22 protein-coding genes are annotated in these 20,359 nt (G+C 72.0%); 9 read left to right on the forward strand and 13 right to left on the reverse strand.

Features of this window, described 5'->3' with window-relative positions; genetic code table 11:
* Window positions 1-55: 55 nt before the first annotated feature.
* The 6 genes from VQ02_RS24330 to VQ02_RS35185 form a co-directional block, all read right to left on the reverse strand.
* Window positions 56-1,300, reverse strand: coding sequence for a CpaE/TadZ family protein (locus VQ02_RS24330; protein ID WP_048446815.1), 1,245 nt, complete (start codon window positions 1,298-1,300; stop codon window positions 56-58).
* A gap of 108 nt (window positions 1,301-1,408) precedes the next feature.
* On the reverse strand, window positions 1,409-2,137 hold the full coding sequence (locus VQ02_RS24335) for a CpaD family pilus assembly protein (protein ID WP_048446816.1): 729 nt from the start codon (window positions 2,135-2,137) through the stop codon (window positions 1,409-1,411).
* A gap of 50 nt (window positions 2,138-2,187) precedes the next feature.
* Complete coding sequence (locus tag VQ02_RS24340) at window positions 2,188-3,735, reverse strand: type II and III secretion system protein family protein (protein ID WP_048446835.1); 1,548 nt, start codon at window positions 3,733-3,735, stop codon at window positions 2,188-2,190.
* 65 nt (window positions 3,736-3,800) lie between these two features.
* A complete protein-coding gene (cpaB, locus tag VQ02_RS24345) occupies window positions 3,801-4,610 on the reverse strand; it encodes a Flp pilus assembly protein CpaB (protein ID WP_048446817.1) in 810 nt (269 codons plus the stop codon).
* 280 nt (window positions 4,611-4,890) lie between these two features.
* Window positions 4,891-5,397 carry an A24 family peptidase gene (locus VQ02_RS24350; RefSeq protein WP_048446818.1) on the reverse strand — a complete coding sequence of 169 codons (507 nt, stop codon included), beginning with the start codon at window positions 5,395-5,397 and terminating at the stop codon, window positions 4,891-4,893.
* 250 nt (window positions 5,398-5,647) lie between these two features.
* Window positions 5,648-5,824 (reverse strand): Flp family type IVb pilin, encoded by a 177-nt coding sequence (locus VQ02_RS35185; RefSeq protein ID WP_063838514.1) that lies wholly within the window; start codon window positions 5,822-5,824, stop codon window positions 5,648-5,650.
* A gap of 283 nt (window positions 5,825-6,107) precedes the next feature.
* Between VQ02_RS35185 and VQ02_RS24355 the strand changes: the two genes are divergently transcribed.
* The 8 genes from VQ02_RS24355 to VQ02_RS24390 all read left to right on the forward strand — a co-directional run bounded on the left by VQ02_RS24355 (window position 6,108) and on the right by VQ02_RS24390 (window position 12,634).
* Window positions 6,108-6,602 (forward strand): pilus assembly protein N-terminal domain-containing protein, encoded by a 495-nt coding sequence (locus VQ02_RS24355; protein ID WP_083469413.1) that lies wholly within the window; start codon window positions 6,108-6,110, stop codon window positions 6,600-6,602.
* 298 nt (window positions 6,603-6,900) lie between these two features.
* Window positions 6,901-7,419, forward strand: a complete 519-nt coding sequence (locus tag VQ02_RS24360) for a TadE/TadG family type IV pilus assembly protein (protein WP_245239834.1) — start codon at window positions 6,901-6,903, stop codon at window positions 7,417-7,419.
* On the forward strand, window positions 7,416-8,096 hold the full coding sequence (locus VQ02_RS24365; protein ID WP_048446819.1) for a TadE/TadG family type IV pilus assembly protein: 681 nt from the start codon (window positions 7,416-7,418) through the stop codon (window positions 8,094-8,096). Before VQ02_RS24360 ends, VQ02_RS24365 begins: the two co-directional genes overlap by 4 nt.
* Window positions 8,097-8,319: 223 nt before the next feature.
* Window positions 8,320-9,000, forward strand: a complete 681-nt coding sequence (locus tag VQ02_RS24370) for a 50S ribosomal protein L25/general stress protein Ctc (protein WP_048446820.1) — start codon at window positions 8,320-8,322, stop codon at window positions 8,998-9,000.
* Window positions 9,001-9,090: 90 nt separating this feature from the next.
* Window positions 9,091-9,702, forward strand: a complete 612-nt coding sequence (gene pth, locus VQ02_RS24375; RefSeq protein WP_048446821.1) for an aminoacyl-tRNA hydrolase — start codon at window positions 9,091-9,093, stop codon at window positions 9,700-9,702.
* A 79-nt stretch (window positions 9,703-9,781) separates the two neighbouring features.
* On the forward strand, window positions 9,782-10,879 hold the full coding sequence (gene ychF, locus VQ02_RS24380) for a redox-regulated ATPase YchF (protein WP_048446822.1): 1,098 nt from the start codon (window positions 9,782-9,784) through the stop codon (window positions 10,877-10,879).
* Window positions 10,879-11,544, forward strand: coding sequence for a deoxyribonuclease V (gene nfi, locus VQ02_RS24385; RefSeq protein WP_048446823.1), 666 nt, complete (start codon window positions 10,879-10,881; stop codon window positions 11,542-11,544). The genes ychF and nfi overlap by 1 nt, the downstream gene beginning before the upstream one ends.
* A 91-nt stretch (window positions 11,545-11,635) precedes the next feature.
* Window positions 11,636-12,634, forward strand: coding sequence for a MaoC family dehydratase (locus VQ02_RS24390; RefSeq protein WP_048446824.1), 999 nt, complete (start codon window positions 11,636-11,638; stop codon window positions 12,632-12,634).
* 236 nt (window positions 12,635-12,870) lie between these two features.
* Here VQ02_RS24390 and mtnA read toward each other — a convergent pair whose 3' ends face one another.
* The 4 genes from mtnA to VQ02_RS24410 form a co-directional block, all read right to left on the reverse strand.
* Complete coding sequence (gene mtnA / locus VQ02_RS24395) at window positions 12,871-13,968, reverse strand: S-methyl-5-thioribose-1-phosphate isomerase (protein ID WP_048446825.1); 1,098 nt, start codon at window positions 13,966-13,968, stop codon at window positions 12,871-12,873.
* Window positions 13,969-14,085: 117 nt separating this feature from the next.
* Window positions 14,086-15,690, reverse strand: coding sequence for a phosphoglycerate dehydrogenase (serA, locus tag VQ02_RS24400; protein WP_048446838.1), 1,605 nt, complete (start codon window positions 15,688-15,690; stop codon window positions 14,086-14,088).
* A 356-nt stretch (window positions 15,691-16,046) separates the two neighbouring features.
* Window positions 16,047-17,216, reverse strand: coding sequence for a phosphoserine transaminase (locus VQ02_RS24405; RefSeq protein WP_048446826.1), 1,170 nt, complete (start codon window positions 17,214-17,216; stop codon window positions 16,047-16,049).
* An 84-nt stretch (window positions 17,217-17,300) separates the two neighbouring features.
* Entirely contained in the window at window positions 17,301-17,525 is a 225-nt protein-coding gene (locus VQ02_RS24410) for a hypothetical protein (RefSeq protein WP_048446827.1), read from the reverse strand.
* A 157-nt stretch (window positions 17,526-17,682) separates the two neighbouring features.
* On the opposite strand from VQ02_RS24410, the gene VQ02_RS24415 reads away from it, so the two are divergent.
* Window positions 17,683-18,387: an ABC transporter permease gene (locus VQ02_RS24415; RefSeq protein WP_048446828.1), complete on the forward strand. Its 705-nt coding sequence runs from the start codon at window positions 17,683-17,685 to the stop codon at window positions 18,385-18,387.
* Window positions 18,388-18,437: 50 nt separating this feature from the next.
* Here the strand turns inward: VQ02_RS24415 and VQ02_RS24420 are convergent, their stop codons facing one another.
* From VQ02_RS24420 to VQ02_RS24430, 3 genes are all read right to left on the reverse strand, one after another.
* Entirely contained in the window at window positions 18,438-19,277 is an 840-nt protein-coding gene (locus VQ02_RS24420) for an ABC transporter substrate-binding protein (RefSeq protein WP_048446829.1), read from the reverse strand.
* A 78-nt stretch (window positions 19,278-19,355) separates the two neighbouring features.
* Entirely contained in the window at window positions 19,356-19,622 is a 267-nt protein-coding gene (locus tag VQ02_RS24425; RefSeq protein ID WP_157080791.1) for a hypothetical protein, read from the reverse strand.
* Window positions 19,615-20,359, reverse strand: a 745-nt coding sequence (locus tag VQ02_RS24430) for a Crp/Fnr family transcriptional regulator (protein ID WP_048446831.1), incomplete at its 5' end; no start/stop codon positions are given. The genes VQ02_RS24430 and VQ02_RS24425, both read right to left, overlap by 8 nt.

A 20,359-nucleotide genomic window follows, 5' to 3' on the forward strand; every position in this document is an offset into this window, starting at 1 on the left:
GGGCCGCCGCGGCGCCCCGCCGCGGGCATGCCCGGCCCCCGGGGACGCGCCCGGCTCACGACGCCTTGCGGCGGGCGAAGCGGGCGAGGAGCGGCTCCAGCAGGTTGCTCCGGCCGCGGCGGGTCTCGGCGCGGCCCGTCAGGGTGCCGGCGAGCTCGCTCAGGATCTCGGTCGCCTTGGCTCCGGGCTGCACCTCCGCCAGCATCTGGCCGTTATTGGCCGCGGTGCCGAACAGGGCGGGCTCGAACGGGACCACCGCGGCGACCGGCGCGTCGAGGGCCTTGGCGAAATCCGCCACGGCGATCTCGGGGCGCTTGGCCATCCCGACCCCGTTGAGGACGAGGCGGGGCATGCGGTCGTTGGGCCTGGCGCTCCGCAGCACCTCGAACAGGTTGCGGGCGTTGCGCAAGGAGGCGAGGTCGGGGGCCGACACCACCACGATCTCGTCGGCCCCGATCAGCATGCGCCGGCACCAGGCCGGCCAGGCGTGCGGCACGTCGAGGACGATGCAGGGGACGCTCGCCCGCAGCACGTCGATCACGCCGTCGAAGGCGCCCTCCGCGAAGTCGGTCGGGCGGTCGAGGGTGGCGGGGGCGGCGAGCAGGCTCAGGTTGTCGGTGCACTTCGACAGCAGGCGGTCGACGAAGTTCGCGTCGACCCGCTCGGGCGCGAAGACCGCCTCGGCCACCCCCTGCGGCGGATCCTGGTTGAAGTTCAGGCCGGCGGTGCCGAACGCGACGTCGAGATCGGCGATGACGGTGGCGATGCCGAAGTCGCGGGCGACCGACCAGGCGATGTTGTGGGCGAGGGTCGAGGCGCCGACGCCGCCCTTGGCGCCCACCACCGCGACGGTGCGGCCGAGCGGTTCGGCGGCCGGATCGCTGAACAGCTCCGAGATCGCCGCGATCACCGCGACGGGGTCGACCGGCGCGATCAGGTACTCGCTCACGCCCCGGCGGATGAACTCGCGGTAGAGCACCACGTCGTTGACGTGGCCGATGACGACGACCTTGGTGCCGGCGTCGCAGACCTCCGCCAGGCTGTCGAGGGCGGCGAGCGGGTTGCCCTTGGCCGCGCCGATCTCGACCATGATGACGTTCGGGGTCGGGGCGTTGCGGTAGGCCTCGACCGCCGCGGGGCCCCCGCCCATCTGGACGCGGGTATGCGCCTTCTGCATCCGCCGGTCGCCGGCGGCGGCCTCGATCACCGCGGCGACGTCGCTGCTCTCGCAGAAGGCCTGGACGGTGATGCGCGGGACCGGGGCGATGACCCGGCCGGAGGTCTCGCCTGCCTCAGACATGGCATGGCACCCCGTCCGGGCGGGCCGGCCGCGCGCCCGACCGGGCCCGGGCGGCGCCAGGGGACCTCGCCGCGGGCGCGGCAGCGATTCTCGTCCGGCGCGTCCTCATCACTGTGCCACCTGCGACTTCACGCTCGCGCGGCCATCCTGCTTCCAAGTGGTTGACGGATCCTTTCCGGTGCGCAGGTCGAGCAGGTCCTGGGTCCGGATCACCGTGTCGATGCGGCCCTCCTGCCGGCCGCGCACGAGGTCGACCGGGTCGGCGACCTGGCTCGCCACGTTGGACTGGGTGGCGCAGCCGAAGTTCCAATAGCTCTCGTTGCGGGCGTTGAAGCCCGGATCAGTGACCCCGAGATCCTGGGGCCAGAGCCCGCAGGCGCCCGCGACCTTGGCCTGCATGCGCTGGAAGCTCAGGCGCACCGGCGCGCTCACCGCGACGTTCGCGACCGGATAGGGCGCGACCACGATCTCCCGCGGGCCGACCCCCCGGGCGAGGGCCCGGGCGCGCAGCCGCTCGAGGGTGCGCTCCACCGCTGCGCCTGGCACCTGCGAGCCGCGGGGCACCTCGAGGACGAGCACGCCGCGGCCGTGACGGCGGTACTCGGTGAGGAACCCGTCGACGTCGTCGGCCTGGCGCGGGTCGATGTGCCCGGTCCCGGTGATGAAGACGTCGAGGTTGCGCGGCGAGTCCGACAGAACGATCGGGTGCCGCTCGGGGATCGTCGACGGGTAGGTCGAGCCGGTGGTCAGCGTCCGGTCGGAGGCGCAGGCGGCGAGGAAGGCCGGGGCGGCGAGCACCGTCAGGCGGAGGAGGGTGCGGCGGAGGGTGCGGGTCATCGCGGGATCTCGGGCGTAAATCTCGGGAGAGGTCGGGCGCGCCCCTGCCGTCAGTCGGTGATGAAGCCGACCCGGCCGCGGTAGCCGGAGCCGAGGGGGGCGGCGCCGACCACGCCGTAGAGGCGGTTGAAGCGGCCGAGCAGGATCGACTGGCTGTCGGTCGCCTCGGTGAAGCCGTCGTCGGGCTTCTTGACCTGGGCCGGGTCCATCGGCTTGGCGATGTAGGGCGTGACCATGATCATCAGCTCCGTCTCCTGGCGCTGGTAGTCGCGGGAGCGGAACAGGGCGCCGAGGACCGGCAGATTGAGGAGCCCCGGCAGGCCGTTGATCGCCTGCCGGTTGCGCTGCTGGATCAGGCCGGCGGTCATCATCGTGCCGCCCGAGGGCAGCTCGATGGTGGTCTCGGACTTGCGCACCGTCAGCGCCGGCACCGTGATGTTGGCCGTGCCGTTCGAGACCAGGATCGCGTTCTGGGGATCGAGCTCCGTGACGTTGGTGGCGACCCGGATCGAGATGCGGTTCTCCGACTGGACCACGGGGGTGAAGTTCAGCGTCACGCCGTAGGGCTTGAACTCGATGCCGACGGAGCAGTTCGAGGTCGGGCCGGTGGTGACGCCGACCACTGCCGAGCAGCTCTGGCTCGTCGGAACCGGGATCTCGCCGCCGGCGGTGAAGTTCGCCGCCTCGCCCGAGATCGCCGTCAGGGTCGGCTCGGCGAGCACCCGGGACACGCCGGCCTGCTCGAAGGCCCGCAGGGTCGCCTGGAGCGAGAAGCCGCCGGCCCGGATCGAGGCCTGGATCCGGTTGTTCGACGGGAAGGTCTGGCCCGTGAGCGGGAACGGCGTCTCGTTGAAGAAGTCCGAGCCGCCCGTACCCAGCGGGTTGAGCGCGCTCCAGCTCGCGCCGGTGTTGATGCCGAACTGCTTGAGCACCTGGCGCGAGACCTCGACCACGGTGACGCGCAGCATCACCTGGTCCTTGCCGCGGATCGTCAGGTTGTTGATCACCGCGCCGCGGGCGGCGCCGCCCGCCCCGCCGAGGCCCACGAAGGCGTTGGCGATGTCGATCGCCTGCTGCGCCTCGCCGGCGGAGTTGACCGAGCCGGTGAGCAGCACGGATTCGCCCGCCGGGCGCACGTCGAAGCGCCCGCCCGGGATGCTGCCGGACAGCGTCTGGCGCAGCACGTTGAGGTCGCGCCCGACCGTGACGTCGAGGGCCGCGATCTGGCGCCCCTCGGAATCCATCACGAAGATCGAGGTGGCGCCGTTCTCGATGCCGATGATGAACACCTTGCGGGTCGAGCGCACGACGGCGTTCGCCACCTTGGGGTTGGCGACGAACACCTCCTTGGCGTCCCGCGGCAGGTCGACGACGAGGGACCGCCCCATGGTGAGGTCGATGCGGCGCGACACGTCCGCCTCGTTGGGACCGACCGCCACCACCGGCGCCGGCACGATGCCGCCGCGATGGCCCGCGGCGCCCTGGGCGGCGGCGGGCCCTGCCGCGAGGATCGCCAGGGACCCGGCCGCGAGCGTGGCGCGCAGGAGAGCCGCGGGTGCGGCGGCGCGGGAAGCCGCCGCCCGGAGGATCTCGGACATCGTCATGGAACGGGGACTCGCGGGTCGGGGATCGGTGGCGCGGGACCGGCGGGACGGGAGCGCGCTCATCGGCGGGGCATCTGCTTGGCGACGCCGTAGCGCACGACCGTGACGCCGCCCTCGCCCTGCGGCTCCACCACGGCTTGAGCGGTCTGCCCGGCATCGGCGAGGCTGCGCAGGGCGAGGGAGAGCTGGCCGACCTTCTGGGCCAGGGTCACGGCCTCGGCCTGGGACGGGGTGAGCTCGAGCGTCGCGGTATCGCCGGTGACCACCCGCTCGCCGTTGCGCTCCTGCACGGTCTGGCCGACCGCGAGCACCCGGATGTTGGTCAGGATGGTGTCGGAGACCTGGACGTCGCCGCCGCCGACGCGGGACGAATCCTCGTCCCGGTAGGTGCGCAGCACGTCGACCCGGTCGTTCGGCAGGATGAAGCCGCCGGCCGTGTTGGCGCCGCGGGCGTCGATCGTGATCGCGACGGCGCGCATCCCGGACGGCAGGATCGCCGACAGGAAGCCGCTGCCGTTGGCCTTGATCAGCTTCTCGCGCCGGATCGGCTCCCCGGCCAGGAGCGGGCTGCGGACGATCGATCCTACCGTGTCCTCGAGGGCGGTCGGCGCGCCGGAGCGCTGGAGGAAGCCGTCGCCTGCCGCGGCCTTCGGCCAAGGCTGCCAGCGCAGGTCCGGCGCCTTCAGGGATTGTCCCATCGGCAGCTCGGCGGCGGCGACCAGCACCTCCACCATCTCGATCGCCGGGGCCGGCGCGGCGACCGGCGCGGGCGCCGGCGCGGGCGGCGGCTCACGGCCGCTCATCACGATGTAGGCCCCCGCGCCGGTCACGACGGCGACGCTGATGAGGAGCAAGCGCGATGATTTCATGGGGCGCCAACGAGAGGAAACGGCAGCGGGCGGCGCGGTGCCGCCCGTTGCCGAACTTCATCAGGCATTCCTCAAATTAAGGTTAATCACCCTTAAGCTCCGCGACCCTGGTGGGCGGCTCCGTCCGCGCCCCGCGCCGCGCCTCACCCGTGCGGGACTTCGCACGACGTGGCGATATCGCGACTGAACCGGACCTGTCCGAGCCGCGCGCAGGATCGATCCCGGGTGCGATTCGACGAGGACCGGCGAGGGGCTCGCAGCGGGGCCCGCGGAGGGGAAGTCAGGCCGGCAGTACCAGTCGCCAGAGGGGCGCGGTGGGGCAGACCACCAGGGCGGCGGCGGAGAGGGCCAAGCCGTAGGGGACGCCTTCGCGCCGGTCGTGCAGCCGCAGTGCGAACGGCCAGGCGGCGGCGAAGCCGGGCAGGGGATGGCAGCGCAGGTGGAGCACCCCGATGGTCAGGGCGCCGCCGAACAGCGAGGCGACTACCAGATACTCGACCAGCGGACCGAACCCGAGCCAGAGCGCCGTCGCCGCGGCGAGCTTCGCGTCTCCGCCGCCGATCGCCCCCTTGCAGAACAGCCCGAAGGTCGCCGTCAGGGTCAGGGCGAAGGCGCCGCCGTGGTTGGCGAGGTCGGCCCAGCCGAGCCCGGCCGCGAGCGCCAGGACGCCGAAGCCGCCGACGAGCGCGACGCTGACGCGGTTGGTGATCGTCATCGTGAGAAGGTCGCTGGCGGCCGCGTAGGCCATCAGGAACGGGAACACGACGAGGAGGCAGAGGCTGGCCATGGCGGCTCGCTGAGAGGTCGAGATGCGCGGCGAAGGCTCGGTGCGGCCCCGCGCCGGAGCAGTCGCCGCAGATCGCTGCGTCGGACAGTGTCTCGGACCGACGAACCTGTCGATCACCCCGAGACGACCAGCGGCAGACGTCCGCTCGGGCGCGCCGGGCGACGGCACGCCCGAGCGGACGTCTGCCGAGGCAGGCGCCGCCCCGGTCGCGGAGGCGGATCGCCCATCCTCTGCGTTCAGAGTGCTGCCGTTAGGAGGGGCTCTTCACGAGCTTGTCGGCGATCTTGTTGAACTGGCTCGACAGGTTGTTGCCGAGCGTGCTGACCGCCGTGATGACCGCGATCGCGATCAGGGTCGCGATCAGGCCGTACTCGATCGCAGTCGCGCCAGACTCGTCGCCGACAAAATGCTTCAGCTTGGTGAGCATAACTCGAATTCCCGCCTGAGTGGTCTCGATTAGTCCTTCGACAATCGACTGGCGCCGATCGGGACTGACGACAACCTAGGACGTGCCGCGTTGCATTTGGGTTAAAACGATAGCGAGACTAGGCACGCCTTGCCGAGATTCATCCAGTGGTTAACAGTCAGTCGACGGGAAAGCGGACATTCCGGCTAAGCAAGAAGCCGGCGCGGCGCCGGGCTTAGCGGTTTGTCAACCGTCCGGCGCTTGAGTGTCGGTGCCTGCGACACGCCCGAGAGACCGACCGCCGATGCGCCCGCCCCGCCGCCCGAGCCTCCTGCGCGTCGCGCGCCTCCTGGCGTTCGCGCTGCTGGTCCCCGCCGCGGCGGCGGCGCAGGGAAGCGACGGCGCCACCGTCACCGTGTCGGTCGACAACGCCAAGGTCATCCGCCTGCCGGAGCGCACCGCGACCGTGATCGTCGGCAACCCGATCATCGCCGACGTGTCGCTGCAGCGGAACGGCATCGTCATCCTGACCGGCAAGAGCTTCGGCAGCACCAACCTCATTGCGCTCGACGCCGCGGGCACCATGCTGGCGGAATCCGCCATCAGCGTGCAGGCCGGCAGCCCCACCGTGGTCACGGTGCAGCGCGGGCTCGAGCGCGAATCCTATTCGTGCACGCCCGCCTGCCAGCCGGCAGTGCAGCTCGGCGACGCGCAGCGCTACTTCTCCGAGGTGAGCGGGCAGACCGGCCAGCGCAACTCGATGGCGACGGGGGGCACCGCCGGCGGCGCGGCGCGCTGAGCGCCCGCGGTGCCTGTCTGAGCATACGGTCAGCCCACCACGGCAACCCTGCGTTGGCACCGGGTCGCTTTGCGCGATCGGTGCAACCGATCCGAAACTCTTCCCGAGGTAGTCAGCGACGTCCTCACGCACGAAATCGAGCCGCGTCATGCTCCGTCGTCGCCTGTCTCGTGCCACTCGATCGCCGGCCGGACGGGTCGCGCGGACGCACTCCGCACCTCCTCCCTCGAAGTCCGGGTTCGCCGCGATCCGGGGCCGGATCGCCCGGTTCCCGTCCGCCCGCGAGGGTGCGACCGCGGTGGAGTTCGCGCTGATCGCGATGCCGTTCCTCGGCCTCGTCGCGGCGATCATCGAGACGGCCCTGGCCTTCTTCGCCGGGCAGGTCCTCGACAACGCCGTCTCGAACGCGGCGCGCCAGCTCTACACGGGACAGTTCCAGGCGGCCCGCTCCGCTGATCCGGCCCCGCCCCAGGGAACCACGGCGCAGCAGGTCGCGCTGCAGAAGTTCAAGGACGCGATCTGCGAGGGTCCGGTCATCATCTTCGACTGCACTGACGTGAAGGTCGACGTGCTGGCGATGGCGGACAACACCGATTACACGCCGCCGAGCCCGGTCGACGCGAACACGAGAACGTGGCGCAGCACCCCCACGGTGTTCGGCACGCAGTACCAGAATCCGGGCTCGAACCAGATCGCGATCGTGCAGGCGGCGGTCGAATATCCGGTCTTCTTCAGCTTCCTCAACCCGAACACCCTGGCGAACGGGAAGCGCGTGCTGCAGAGCACCGTGGCCTTCCGGACGGAGCCCTTCCAATGAGCGCGCCCCGGTACCGGACGGCGGATCTCCGGCGCGCGCTCGCACGGGCGCGCCGCGCCGGCGCGCGCTTCCGCGGCGCGCAGGACGGCCTCGCCGCGGTCGAGTTCGCGATGGTGCTGCCGCTCCTGATGCTGCTCTACCTCGGCACGACCGACCTGGCGGGCTACGTCAGCAACCTCCGCAAGGTGACGCTGGCCGCCCGCACCGTGGCCGACCTCGTGGCGCGGGAGAACGGTACCATCCCGGCGAGCCAGGTCACCACCATCGTCAAGGCCGGACGGGCGGTGCTGGCCCCCTTCGACGGCGCCACGGCGCGGATCGCCGCCAAGGCGGTCGGCGTCTACGATGCGGGCGGCAGGGCCAGGGTCTGCTCCTACGCCGTGGATGCCGGCAACGCCTCGGCCCCGGCCCCGAGCGACCCCACTGCGGTGCCGACGGTGCCGGACGCCTTCAAGGCCCCGGGGGCGCGCTTCGTCGTGGTCGAACTGACAATGACGTACAAGCCGATGTTCGGCGCGATGCTGGCCGACAAGTTCAACCTCAGCACGATGACCGAGACGGTGGTCTGGCCGGTGCGCAACGGCAAGGTCTACAAGGTGGCGATCACCTCCGCCCCGGAGGTCGTGCTGCCGAACGTCACCGATTCCAGCAATGGCGGTGCCTGTCCGAGCACCTGAGCCCGCGGCCCGCGCGGCGCACCGGCCCCGGGGCGATCCGGTGACGGCCGTCCTTGCCTTCGGGCGGCCGGTCTGCTAGGAGCGCGACCGCCCGCCGGACACCCTTGGAGGCCGGATTCCCCTCGCGGGAACGGGCGTGGCGACGTCGGTTCACAGGGCCGTCCTCGAGGGGGCGGCCTTCGGCGTTTGAGCCATCCGCAACACCAGTTTTAAGGATCACGCCATGAGCGCCGTGAAGCCGCTTGAGGCCGTGGCACGCGACCGGGTCGGCAAGGGGGCCGCCCGGGCCGTTCGTCGCCAGGGCCAGGTGCCGGCCGTCATCTACGGGGGCAACCAGCCGCCGCAGGCCATCGCCGTCGACCTCATCCGCACCCGCACCCTGATCTACGCCGGTGGCTTCCTGACCACCGTGTTCGAGATCACCGCCGGCGGCCGCAAGGTCCGGGCGATCCCGCGCGACTACCAGCTCGACCCGGTCACCGGCGTCCCGCTGCATGTCGACTTCCTGCGCGTCGTCGCCGGCCAGTCGGTCGAGGTCGAGGTGCCGGTGCACTTCTCGAACGAGGACGCTGCCCCGGGCATCAAGCAGAACAGCGGCACGCTCAACGTCGTGCACCACACCGTCGCGGTCGAGGTCGCGCCGGAGTCGATCCCCGATGCGATCACCGTCGACCTGACCGGCCGGAACATCGGCGACACCATCCACGTCTCCGACCTGCCGGTGCCGGCCGGCGCCACCATCGCGCTCGGTGGCGACGAGGTGGTGGCCACCATCGTGCCGCCGACGGTGCTCGGCGCCGAGGTCGAGGCCGAGGAAGCCGCGGTGGCCGAGGCCGCCCGCGCCGAGTCGGCCGCTGAGGCTGCCGAAGAGGCCGCCGAGGGCGAGGCCGCCAAGGAGGAGTGAGCCCCTCCGGGCTCGATCCTTTCTCTCAGTGGGACGCCCCGGTCGCGAGACCCGGGGCGTTTCCTCTTTCTCGGGGATCCTTCTGTCGCCATGCGACTGTTCGTCGGCCTCGGCAATCCCGGACCCCGCTACGCGGGCAACCGGCACAATATCGGCTTCATGGCGCTCGACGCGATCGCGCGCCGGCACCGCGCCGCGCCGTGGCGCCGCAAGTTCCAGGGCGAGAGCACCGAGGCGGTGATCGGCACGGAGCGCGTGCTGCTGCTCAAGCCCCTGACCTTCATGAACGAGTCGGGCCGGGCGGTGGCGGAGGCGCAGCGCTTCTACAAGATCCCCCTCGAGGACGTGGTGGTGCTCCACGACGAACTCGACCTGGCGCCCGCCAAGCTCCGGGTGAAGAAGGGCGGCGGCAATGCCGGCCATAACGGCCTGCGCTCGATCACCGCGCAGTGCGGCAACGAGTACTGGCGCGCCCGCCTCGGCATCGGGCACCCGGGCGACAAGGCGCTCGTCCACGCCTACGTGCTCAACGACTTCGCGAAGGCCGAGACCCCCTGGGTGGAGGATCTGTGCGACGCGATGGCGGATGCCGCCGAGCTGCTCGCCGCGGGCGAGGATGCCCGCTTCCAGAACAAGGTCCACCTCGCGATGGCCGGGCGGGGCTGGGACGAGGTGAAGCGCGTCGGCGAGAAGCCGGCTTGACCCGGGCAGCGCCACGCCGCAATGGCGACGCGACAGGGCCGCGGGCCGGCGGTCACAGCAAATCGAACGGACTGATCTGATGGGCTTCAAATGCGGCATCGTCGGCCTGCCGAACGTCGGCAAGTCGACGCTCTTCAACGCGCTGACGCAGACCGCGGCGGCGCAGGCGGCGAACTACCCGTTCTGCACCATCGAGCCGAACGTGGGCGAGGTCGCTGTGCCCGATGCCCGGCTCGACGACCTGGCCCGCATCGCCTCCTCGAAGGAGATCATCCCGACCCGGCTCACCTTCGTCGACATCGCCGGCCTGGTGCGCGGCGCCTCGAAGGGTGAGGGCCTCGGCAACCAGTTCCTCGCCAACATCCGCGAGGTCGACGCCATCGCGCACGTCGTGCGCTGCTTCGAGGACGGCGACGTCACCCACGTCGAGGGCAAGGTCGACCCGATCGCCGACATCGAGACGATCGAGACCGAGCTGATGCTGGCCGACCTCGACAGCCTCGAGAAGCGCGTCACGGCGCTGGAGAAGAAGGCCAAGGGCTCCGACAAGGAGGCCAAGGAGGTCCTCGACCTGGTGCAGCGGGCGCTGCCGCTCCTGCGCGACGGCAAGCCGGCGCGGCTCGTCCAGCGAAAAGCCGAGGAGGAGCGCCTGTTCTCGCAGCTCGGCCTGATGACGGCCAAGCCCGTGCTGTACGTCTGCAACGTCGAGGAGGGCGCGGCCGATTCCGGCAACGCCCACTCCGCCGCCGTCTTCGCCCGCGCGAAGGAGGAAGGGGCCAAGGCCGTGGTGGTCTCGGCCAAGATCGAGAGCGAGATCGCGGTGCTGCCGCCGGCGGAGCAGGTCGAGTACCTCGAGGCGGTCGGCCTGACCGAGCCGGGCCTCAACCGGGTGATCCGCGCCGGCTACGAGCTTCTCGGCCTCATCACCTACTTCACCGTCGGTCCGAAGGAGGCCCGGGCCTGGACCATCACCAAGGGTACCCGCGCGCCGGGCGCCGCCGGGGTGATCCACTCGGACTTCGAGAAGGGCTTCATCCGGGCCGAGACCATCGCCTACGCCGACTACACGGCGCTGAAGGGCGAGGCGGGCGCCCGCGAGGCCGGCAAGCTCCGGCTCGAGGGCAAGGAATACCTGGTGCAGGACGGCGACGTGCTGCATTTCCGCTTCAACACCTGATGGACCTCGTTCGCCGCCACGACTGGGATCTGACGCCCGCCGAGGCGGTGGCGCTCCAGCGCCGGCTCGCCGCCGAGATCGTGGCCGACCGGCCCCTCGACCTCGGCGCCGTGCGGCTCGTCGCCGGCGTCGACGTCAGCGTGAAGAACGAGCGCTCGCACGCGGCGATCGTGGTCGCGACCTACCCGGACTTCCGGGTGGTCGAGACCGTGACGGCCCTGATGCCGACGCCGTTCCCCTACGTGCCGGGGCTGCTGAGCTTCCGCGAGGGTCCGGTGCTGGAGGAGGCGTTCGGGCGGCTCGCATCCGAGCCGGACGTCTTCCTGTTCGACGGCATGGGCACGGCGCATCCGCGCCGCATCGGAATCGCCAGCCACATGGGCCTGTGGCTGCAGCGCCCGACCATCGGGGTCGGCAAGACCCGGCTCTGCGGCCGCAACGCGCCGCTTGACGAGGAGAAGGGCGCGCATCAGCCCCTCGTCGACAAGGGCGAGACCATCGGCGCGGTGGTGCGGACGCGGACCGCCAAGCACCCGCTGTTCATCTCCCCGGGTCACCTCGCCGACATCCCGACGAGCGTCGCCCTGGTGCTGGCCTGCGCGCCGAAATACCGCCTGCCGGAGCCGATCCGCCTCGCCCACAAGGCGGCGGGCGCATTTGCTTGAGGCGCCGTGGGCGCTTGCGCGCAAGAGCGTTTGCGCGGGACCTTCGCCGTGCTAGCCCGGCGGCCCGAAACGCCGCCGGACGCCGAACGCCATGCCCCGCTACTGCTTCGAGGACCTTACGCCCGGCTTCCGGCTCGATTTCGGGCCGCTCGACGTCAGCCGCGACGACATCGTGGCGTTCGCCCGCGAGTTCGACCCGCAGGCCTTCCACACCGATGAGGCGGCGGCCCGTGAGAGCTTCGTCGGCGGCCTGATCGCCTCCGGCTGGCACACCTGCGCGCTCGGCATGCGCCTCGTCGCCGACGGCTTCATCCTGCAATCGACCTCGATGGGCTCGCCCGGGGTCGAGGAGGTGCGCTGGCTGCGCCCGGTGCGCCCCGGCGACGCCCTGTCGATGCGGATGAGCGTGACCGAGAGCCGGCCCTCCGGCAGCAAGCCCGACCGTGGCTTCGTGCACTTCCTGCTCGAGATCGACAACGGCGCCGGCCAGGTGGTGATGACGCAGGATTTCTGGGCGATGTTCGGGAAGGCCGGCACCCCGCCGCTGCCGCCCCGCCCGCGCCCGCCCGAGGAACCGGCCCCGGCGGACCTCCCCGAGGGTGAGGCGCTGCTGCCGGTCCATCTCGAGGACATGCCGCTCGACCGGCCCTTCGACCTCGGCGCGCACCACTTCACCCGCGAGGACATCCTGCGCTTCGCCCGCACCTTCGACCCGCAGCCGTTCCACGTCGACGAGGCCGCGGCCGCGCGGACGCATTTCGGGGGCCTGTGCGCCTCGGGCTGGCACACCGCGGCGGCCTGGATGAAGCGCATGGTGGCGGCCCGCGACCGCGGCCGGGCGCTCGCCGTGGAGCGGGGTGAGCCGGTGGTCGAGGGCGGACCCTCGCCGGGCTTTCGCGACCTGCAGTGGCTGAAGCCCGTCTATGCCGGCGACACGATCCGCTACGACGTGACCCTGACCGAGACGAAGGCGTCGCGCACGCGGCCGGGCTGGGGCGTCGTCAGCCACACGGCGAGCGGCACCAACCAGCGCGGCGAGCCGGTATTCCGGTTCTCGGGGGCGTGGCTGGCGCCGAGCCGGGGAGCGTGAGCGGCTTCCGTCCGGCGCTCGCAACGGTACCCACGCCCTCCTCGTCGTTCCGGGGCCGCGCAGCGGAGCCCGGAGTGCCGAAGGCACGCCCAGAACCGCAGGTGTTTCACGGACGGTCGGACCGCGTGATGCCTGGTTCTGCATCAGCTGCGGTTCTGGATCCCGGGTTCCGCTGCGCGGCCCCGGGATGACCCTGTGACGTGGAAGCGTGGTGTCTCTTTCTGCGACCGGACGGTCTAAGCCGCCGCCCGCCGCTCCGGATACAGCCCGAGCAGCCCCTCGCGGGTCGCCCCCGCCACACCGCGCTCGGTGATGATGCCCGTCACGAGGCGAGCCGGGGTGACGTCGAAGGCCGGGTTGGCCACCGGGCTGCCCGGCGAGACCACCGCCACCGTCGCGAAGGCGCCCTCGTCGGTGCGGCCGGTGAGGTGCGTCACCTCGCGGGCGTCGCGCTCCTCGATCGGGATGCCGGCGATGCCGTCGGTGAGCGTCCAGTCGATGGTCGAGAACGGGAGTGCTGCGTAGAACGGCACGCCGCAATCGCGGGCGGCGAGCGCCTTCAGGTAGGTGCCGATCTTGTTGCAGACGTCGCCGGTCGAGGTGGTGCGGTCCGAGCCGACGATGCAGAGATCGACTTGCCCGTGCTGCATCAGGTGCCCGCCGGCATTGTCGGCGATCACCGTGTGCGGCACGCCGTGGGCGTTGAGCTCGAAGGCGGTGAGCGCCGCGCCCTGGTTGCGCGGCCGGGTCTCGTCGACGAAGACGTGCACGGCCAAGCCGGCATCGTGCGCGACGTAGATCGGCGCCAGCGCCGTGCCCCAGTCGACGGTGGCGAGCCAGCCGGCGTTGCAGTGGGTCAGCACGTTGACAGGGCCTGACTTCCGGCGCGCGATCTCGGCGATCAGCGCCGCCCCGTGCTCGCCGATGGCCCGGCAGCTCGCCACGTCCTCGTCGGCGATGCGGGCGGCCTCCGCGAAGGCGGCGGCCTCGCGCTCAGCCGGGGAGAGCGGCTGCAGCACGGCCGCGACCCGGTCGAGGGCCCAGCGCAGGTTGATCGCGGTCGGCCGCGTCGCGGCGAGCCGCCCCCGGGCCCCGTCGAGGTTGCGGTCGGACGCGTCCTCGCGCATCGCCAGCGCCAGCCCGTAGGCGGCGGTGGCGCCGATGAGCGGCGCGCCCCGCACGATCATGGTGCGGATCGCGACCGCCGCCTCCGCCTCGCTGCGCAGAGTTTTCATCTCGAACGCGAAGGGCAGGCGGGTCTGATCGATCACGCAGACCCCCTCGCCGTCGGGCGCGGGAAAGATGGTGCGGTAGTGGCGGCCGTCGATCTTCATGATGGGGGTTTAGCATGAAAGGCGGGGCGCGGGAGGCCCGTGCGGCGGCCGCAGCCGTCGAGGTCGAGGCTATTCGCTGAAGGGGTGGGAGGCAGTCCTGCCTCCCACCTGCTCCTGTCAGAACCGCACCGCCCGAGCCCGCTTCACCTGCGGGATCGCCTCGATCGCCCGCAGCAGATCGGGCGAGACCGGCTCGTCGACGGCAGCGAAGCAGATCGCGTCGCCGCCGGGGCGGTCGCGGCCGAGGTGGAAGGTGGCGACGTTGACGCCGGCCTCGCCCATCAGCGTGCCGAAGCGGCCGATGAAGCCCGGCTGGTCGGCGTTGCGGATGTAGAGCATGTGCGGCGCCACGGCGGCTTCCAGCGCGATGCCGCGGATCTCGACGAAGCGCGGGCGGCCGTCCTGGAACACCGTGCCGGCGGCATCGCGGGGCATGTCCTCGGCCTCGACCGTGAGGTGGAGGCGCGAGGCGTAGGGCCCCTCGACGGCGGTGCGGGTCGCGGTCTCGACCTGGATGCCGCGGGCGCGCGCCACCTCGATCGCCGAGACCATGTTGACGCCCTCCAGGAACGGCCGCAGCGCGCCGGTCACCGCGGCGGCCGTGAGCGCCCTCGTGTTCAGCTCCGCCGCCTCGCCCTCGTAGACGAGGCGGATGCCGCGGATCGGCGCCTCGGTGAGCTGGCCGAGGAAGCTGCCGAGCTGCTCGGCGAGGCTGACGTAGGGCCGCAGGCGAGGCGCCTCCTCGGCGGAGATCGACGGGAAGTTGACCGCGTTGCGGATCGCGCCGTGGAGCAGGTAATCGCTCATCTGCTCGGCGACCTGCAGCGCCACGTTCTCCTGCGCCTCCGTCGTGGAGGCGCCGAGATGCGGCGTGCAGACCATGTTGGGATGGCCGAACAGCACGTTGTCCCGGGCCGGCTCCTCGGTGAACACGTCGAAGGCGGCGCCTGCGACGTGGCCTGACTCGAGCGCCGCCCGCAAGGCGTGCTCGTCGACGAGGCCGCCGCGGGCGCAGTTGACGATCCGCACGCCTGGCTTGGTGCGCGCCAGCGCCTCGGCCGAGAGGATGTTGCGGGTCTTGTCCGTCAGCGGCACGTGCAGGGTGATGACGTCGGCCCGCCGCAGAAGCTCGTCGAGCTCGACCTTCTCGACGCCGAGCGCCACCGCCCGCTCGGGCGTCAGGAACGGGTCGTAGGCGATGACCCGCATCCGCAGGCCGATGCCGCGGTCGGCCACGATGGCGCCGATGTTGCCGCAGCCGATCACGCCGAGGGTCTTGGCGGTGAGCTCGATGCCGAGGAAGCGGTTCTTCTCCCAGCGCCCGGCTTGCGTCGAGGCGTCGGCCTGCGGGATCTGGCGGGCGAGGGACAGCATCAGCGCGATGGCGTGCTCGGCGGTGGTGACCGCGTTGCCGTGCGGCGTGTTCATCACGATCACGCCGCGGGCGGTCGCGGCCGGCACGTCGATCGTGTCGACGCCGATGCCGGCCCGGCCAATCACCGCGAGGCGCCCGGCCCGCTCCAGGAGCGCGCTCGTGACCCGGGTGGTCGAGCGGACGGCGAGGCCGTCATAGTCGCCGATGGCGGCGGCCAGCGCCTCCTTGTCCTTGCCGAGCTCCGGGCGGAGATCGGCCTGGATCCCGTGCTCGCGGAAGATCGCGACGGCGGCGGGGGAGAGGGTGTCGGAGATCAGGACTTTCTTGGGTGTGGTGCTTGTGGGCATGGCGGCCTCGAACGGGGAATGCGCCATCGCCCCGCACGGGAGCGGGTCGGCCGGGGGTTCGTGAAATCACACCGGGTCGTGCGCTTCCTCCTCTCCCCGCGGGCGGAGAGAGGGCTTCGATGACCTTGTCGTCATCGAAGCGAGGCGGCAGCCAAGGGTGAGGGGGTGCTTCCGAAGGGGCCTCATCCGGAGACACCCCCTCACCCTCGCTCCGGTTTCGCCTGCGCGCGCTGCCTGCACGACGAGGTGCAGGCAGCCCTCTCCCCGCCCGCGGGGAGAGGAGAACCCGTGCCCGCCCGGCCGACACCGGCTCCCGCTCACGCGGGGTTCCGGCGCCTGATACGGCGATTGGCTGGTCAGGCCGCCTGCGTCAGGCGGGCCTTCTCCTGGGCGAAGGCCCAGTCGAGCCACGGGGTCAGGGCCTCGAGGTCCGAGGCCTCGACGGTGGCGCCGCACCAGATCCGCAGGCCGGGCGGGGCGTCGCGGTAGGCGCCGATGTCGTGGGCGACGCCCTCCCGCTCCAGCGTCGTGGCGATGCCCTTGGCGACCGACGCCACGGCCTCGGGGCCGCGCCCGACGACGTCGGGATCGCTCACCACCAGGCAGACGCTGGTGTTGGAGGCGGTGGCCGGATCCTCGGCGAGGTTGGCGATCCAGGGCGTGCGGGCGACCCAGTCGGCGATCACGCCGGCGTTGCGGTCGGCCCGCGCCCGCAGGGCCGGCAGGCCGCCGAGCCCCTCGGCCCAGCGCAGGGCGTCGATGTAGTCCTCGACCGCCAGCATTGAGGGCGTGTTGATGGTCTCGCCCTGGAAGATGCCCTCGATCAGCTTGCCACCCTTGGTCAGGCGGAAGATCTTCGGCAGCGGCCAGGCCGGGACGTGGCTCTCGAGCCGGGCGACGGCCCGGGGCGAGAGGGTCAGCATGCCGTGCGCGGCCTCGCCGCCGAGCACCTTCTGCCAGGAGAAGGTCACGACATCGAGCTTGCCCCAGTCGAGGTCCTGCGCGAAGGCCGCCGAGGTGGCGTCGCAGATCGCCAGCCCCTCGCGGTCGGCGGCGATCCAGTCGGCGTTCGCCACGCGCACGCCCGAGGTGGTGCCGTTCCAGGTGAACACCACGTCGCGGGTCCGGGTGTCGACCGTGCCGAGGTCGGGCAGGCGGCCGTAGGGCGCCTTGATCACCCGGGCGTCGAGCTTGAGCTGCTTGATCGCGTCCGTCACCCAGGTCTCGCCGAAGGATTCCCAGGCCAGCATGTCGACCGGGCGCGGGCCCAGCAGCGACCACATCGCCATCTCGACGGCGCCGGTGTCGGAGGCCGGCACGATGCCGATGCGGTACTCGGCCGGTACCTGCAGCACCGTGCGGGTGAGGTCGATGGCTTGCTTGAGCTTGGCCTTGCCGAGCTTCGCCCGGTGCGAGCGGCCGAGGGCCGCGTCGGAGAGGGCCTCGGGCGTCCAGCCGGGGCGCTTGGCGCAGGGTCCGGACGAGAAGAAGGGCGCACGGGGGCGCGCCGCGGGGCGGTTCGTCATGCTGTCGGTCCATCCTTCCAGATGGGCGCCTCTCGGTGGGGAGAGGTGTCCCGCCTGCCCGCATGCGCCAGGCCGGACGCGACGTCAACCCTCCCGCGGCGGCATCAGGCGCGCGAGATGGGCGCGGTGAGCCTCCAGGGTCATCTGGAAGTCGGCGAGCAGCGCCTGGGACAGCTCGGCGGTCCGCCCGCCCGCGGCGGCGAGGCGCTCCACCAGGACGCGCTGGCGCGCGATCCGAAGCTCGGCCTCGATGACGTGGCGCAGCGCCATCTCGAGATCTGTCTCGCGGAGCGGATCGTCCGCTGTCATGGCGGAGCCCTCCTGCCGCGGGCCCGGGTCGCGAACGGGCTCGACTGCTGAGCCGCCGGCGGAACGCGCACGGAAGCCGGCGGACCCTCCGTCAGTATGGCACGGGCCGGTCCGCCCGGATAGGACGGGCACGAGGCAAGCGTGAGGTGGAGGTGACATGGACGAGTTCGGGCGCGCCCTGGGGCTTGCGGTCGCGATGATCCTGCGGGCGGATGCCGATCTCGTCGCCATCGTCGGCCTGTCCCTGCGCGTCAGCCTCACGGCGGCCGGCCTCGGCTTCGTCCTCGGCGCCCCCCTCGGGGCGCTGCTCGCCGCGACGCGCTTTCCCGGCCGCGGCGCGCTCCTCGTCCTCGTCAACGCGCTGCTCGGCCTGCCGCCGGTCGTGGTGGGGCTGGTGCTCTACCTGCTCGTCTCGCGCTCGGGCCCCCTCGGAAGCCTGGGCCTGCTGTTCACCCCCGGCGCGATGGTGATCGCGCAAGGGGCGCTCGCCCTGCCGATCGTGGCGGCGCTCTCGCACCGCACCTGCGAGGCGCTGTGGGCGGAGTACGGCGACGCCCTGCGGGTCGACGGCGTGGGGGCGGGGCGGGCCGCCCTGATCCTGCTGGCGATGGCGCCGGCGCCGCTCCTCACCGCCTTCCTGGCGGCGTTCGGGCGGGCGATCGCCGAGGTCGGCGCCATCCTGATGGTCGGCGGCAACATCCGCGGCTACACCCGCACCATGACGACCAGCATCGCCCTGGAGACCAGCCGCGGCGACCTCGCGCTGGCCCTCGGCCTCGGCCTCGTCCTCGTCAGCCTGACCCTGCTGGTGAGCGCCGCCGCCTTCGGCATCAACCGGGTGGCGGCGCTGCCCAGGGCGTAAGTCCGCAGCGCCTTCGAAAGGCCTCGGTCGACGGCGCGGCGGTCCGGGACCTACTGGCTCGGCGTCGTGCCGGCGGGGAAGAACAGCTGCTCGCCGCCGACCTTGAACGAGGCGATCGCCGCCCGGCCGCGCCCGGAGGTCAGCCACTCGTGCCAGACCTTGGCGTCGGCCGCGCGGATCTGCGGGTTCTTGGCGGGATTCACCAGGATCGAGCCGTAGGGGTTGAACAGGGCGGGATCGCCCTGGACCAGGATCTCGAGGGTCTGGCGGTTCCTGAAGCTCACCCAGGTCGCCCGGTCGGTCAGCGTGTAGGCGTCCATCGCCGCGGCGGCGTTGAGCGTCGGGCCCATGCCCTGGCCGAGCTCGCGGTAGGAGCTGCCCAGGCCCCGCGCCTCCACCCCGGCCTTCTTCCACAGGCGCAGCTCGGTGCGGTGGGTGCCGCTGTCGTCGCCGCGGCTGGCGAAGGGCGCCTTGGCGCGGGCGATCCGGGCGAGGGCCTCCGTGGCGTCGCGCCCGCCCTTGATGCCGGCCGGGTCCGCGGTGGGGCCGACGATGACGAAATCGTTCACCATCACGTCACGACGATCGAGGCCGTGGCCCTCGGCCACGAACTTGTCCTCGCCGGCCCGGTCGTGGACGAGGAGCGCGTCGGCATCGCCCTTGGCGCCGATGGCGAGCGCCTGACCGGTGCCGACGGCGACGACCCGGACAGTGATGCCGGTCTCGCGCTGGAAGATCGGCAGGATGTGGCCGAACAGGCCCGACTGCTCGGTGGAGGTCGTGGAGGCGAGGGTGATGGACCGCTCCTGCGCCGCCGCCGGCCCGGCGAAGGCCGGCGCGAGGGCGAGGAGCGCGAGGACGGCGAGGCGGCGCGGGATCGAGAGGCTCACGACGGGGCTCCGATGGGGGCGTGAGGCCAGCGATACAGCGCCCTCCGTCGTCGGCGCCAGGGGAATCGGTCTTGCGAATCAGTCCCGCGCGGCGGCCTTGGGTCCCGCGGCCGCGATGCTGTTCGCGAGGGTGGTGAGGAGGGTCGCGGCCAGCCGCGCGACCTCGGGCTCGTGCCCGTACTCCGCCAGCTGCCGCTTCGTGTCGATCACCGTCTCGACCGCCCCGATCAGCTCGTCCGCATCGATCATCCTGCGCTCGACGAGGACCAGCATCAGGCTCTCGACCAGCATCAGGGCCGCCTGGCCGGCGGCGGCGTGGAAGCGGTCCATCTCGCCCTCACCCATCGGCATCGCCGAAGCCCTGACCCTCGCCGACGGTCCCCGCCTCCCGCGACCCGACGAACTCCGTGCGGCCGCGCTCCGACGTGTCGAGGAGGGGCGTGGCGATCCGCACCAGGGCGTCGAAGTCGCCGATCGTCACTCGCCGGCCCCGCATGGTGACGATGCCGTCCTCGCGGAAGGCCCGCAGCACCCGGTTGACGTGGACGTTCGAGATGCCGAGGTGGTCGCCGATCTGCTCCTGGGTCATCGGCAGGTCGTAGGCGAGGGCGTCCTGGGGCAGCATGCCGGACAGGATCAGGCGACCGCGGAAGTCGATCAGCAGCATCGCCAGGCGCTCGTCGGCGCTGCCGCGGCCGAGCCCGACGACCCAGTTGTGCAGCCGGCGCTCCTCCTCGATCACCTGCCACATGCAGCGGGTCGCGAGGTCCGGGTCCCGCTCGTAGGCCTCGCGCAGGACGCGGTGGTCGACCTGCTCGACCAGGACCTCGGACAGGGCCTGCACCGCGTCCGGGCTGTGGGTGACGAACAGGCTTTTTACTGCGAACAGGTCGCCGGGCAGGAAGATCAGAATGAACTGGCTGCGCCCGTCCTCCAGGGTGCGCAGGCGGCCGACCCAGCCCTTGCGCAGCCGGAAGACCGTGGTGTTGGCGCTGTCGGCCTCCACCAGCACGCGGCCGGCCGGGTAGAGGCGGCCGGTGCCGCCCATCACCCGGTCGAGCGCCGCCTCGCCCCGGCGCAGC

Source organism: Methylobacterium variabile (genome assembly GCF_001043975.1).
Lineage (GTDB): Bacteria > Pseudomonadota > Alphaproteobacteria > Rhizobiales > Beijerinckiaceae > Methylobacterium > Methylobacterium variabile.

Coding starts and splice junctions, on each gene's coding strand:
- VQ02_RS24370 (WP_048446820.1), top strand. CDS start 8,320: ATGAGCGCCGTGAAGCCGCTTGAGGCCGTGGCACGCGACCGGGTCGGC.
- VQ02_RS24355 (WP_083469413.1), top strand. CDS start 6,108: ATGCGCCCGCCCCGCCGCCCGAGCCTCCTGCGCGTCGCGCGCCTCCTG.
- VQ02_RS24340 (WP_048446835.1), bottom strand. CDS start 3,735: ATGTCCGAGATCCTCCGGGCGGCGGCTTCCCGCGCCGCCGCACCCGCG.
- ychF (WP_048446822.1), top strand. CDS start 9,782: ATGGGCTTCAAATGCGGCATCGTCGGCCTGCCGAACGTCGGCAAGTCG.
- VQ02_RS24350 (WP_048446818.1), bottom strand. CDS start 5,397: ATGGCCAGCCTCTGCCTCCTCGTCGTGTTCCCGTTCCTGATGGCCTAC.
- serA (WP_048446838.1), bottom strand. CDS start 15,690: ATGCCCACAAGCACCACACCCAAGAAAGTCCTGATCTCCGACACCCTC.
- nfi (WP_048446823.1), top strand. CDS start 10,879: ATGGACCTCGTTCGCCGCCACGACTGGGATCTGACGCCCGCCGAGGCG.
- VQ02_RS35185 (WP_063838514.1), bottom strand. CDS start 5,824: ATGCTCACCAAGCTGAAGCATTTTGTCGGCGACGAGTCTGGCGCGACT.
- VQ02_RS24390 (WP_048446824.1), top strand. CDS start 11,636: ATGCCCCGCTACTGCTTCGAGGACCTTACGCCCGGCTTCCGGCTCGAT.
- mtnA (WP_048446825.1), bottom strand. CDS start 13,968: ATGAAGATCGACGGCCGCCACTACCGCACCATCTTTCCCGCGCCCGAC.
- VQ02_RS24365 (WP_048446819.1), top strand. CDS start 7,416: ATGAGCGCGCCCCGGTACCGGACGGCGGATCTCCGGCGCGCGCTCGCA.
- VQ02_RS24335 (WP_048446816.1), bottom strand. CDS start 2,137: ATGACCCGCACCCTCCGCCGCACCCTCCTCCGCCTGACGGTGCTCGCC.
- VQ02_RS24410 (WP_048446827.1), bottom strand. CDS start 17,525: ATGACAGCGGACGATCCGCTCCGCGAGACAGATCTCGAGATGGCGCTG.
- VQ02_RS24330 (WP_048446815.1), bottom strand. CDS start 1,300: ATGTCTGAGGCAGGCGAGACCTCCGGCCGGGTCATCGCCCCGGTCCCG.
- cpaB (WP_048446817.1), bottom strand. CDS start 4,610: ATGAAATCATCGCGCTTGCTCCTCATCAGCGTCGCCGTCGTGACCGGC.
- VQ02_RS24425 (WP_157080791.1), bottom strand. CDS start 19,622: ATGGGTGAGGGCGAGATGGACCGCTTCCACGCCGCCGCCGGCCAGGCG.
- VQ02_RS24405 (WP_048446826.1), bottom strand. CDS start 17,216: ATGACGAACCGCCCCGCGGCGCGCCCCCGTGCGCCCTTCTTCTCGTCC.
- pth (WP_048446821.1), top strand. CDS start 9,091: ATGCGACTGTTCGTCGGCCTCGGCAATCCCGGACCCCGCTACGCGGGC.
- VQ02_RS24415 (WP_048446828.1), top strand. CDS start 17,683: ATGGACGAGTTCGGGCGCGCCCTGGGGCTTGCGGTCGCGATGATCCTG.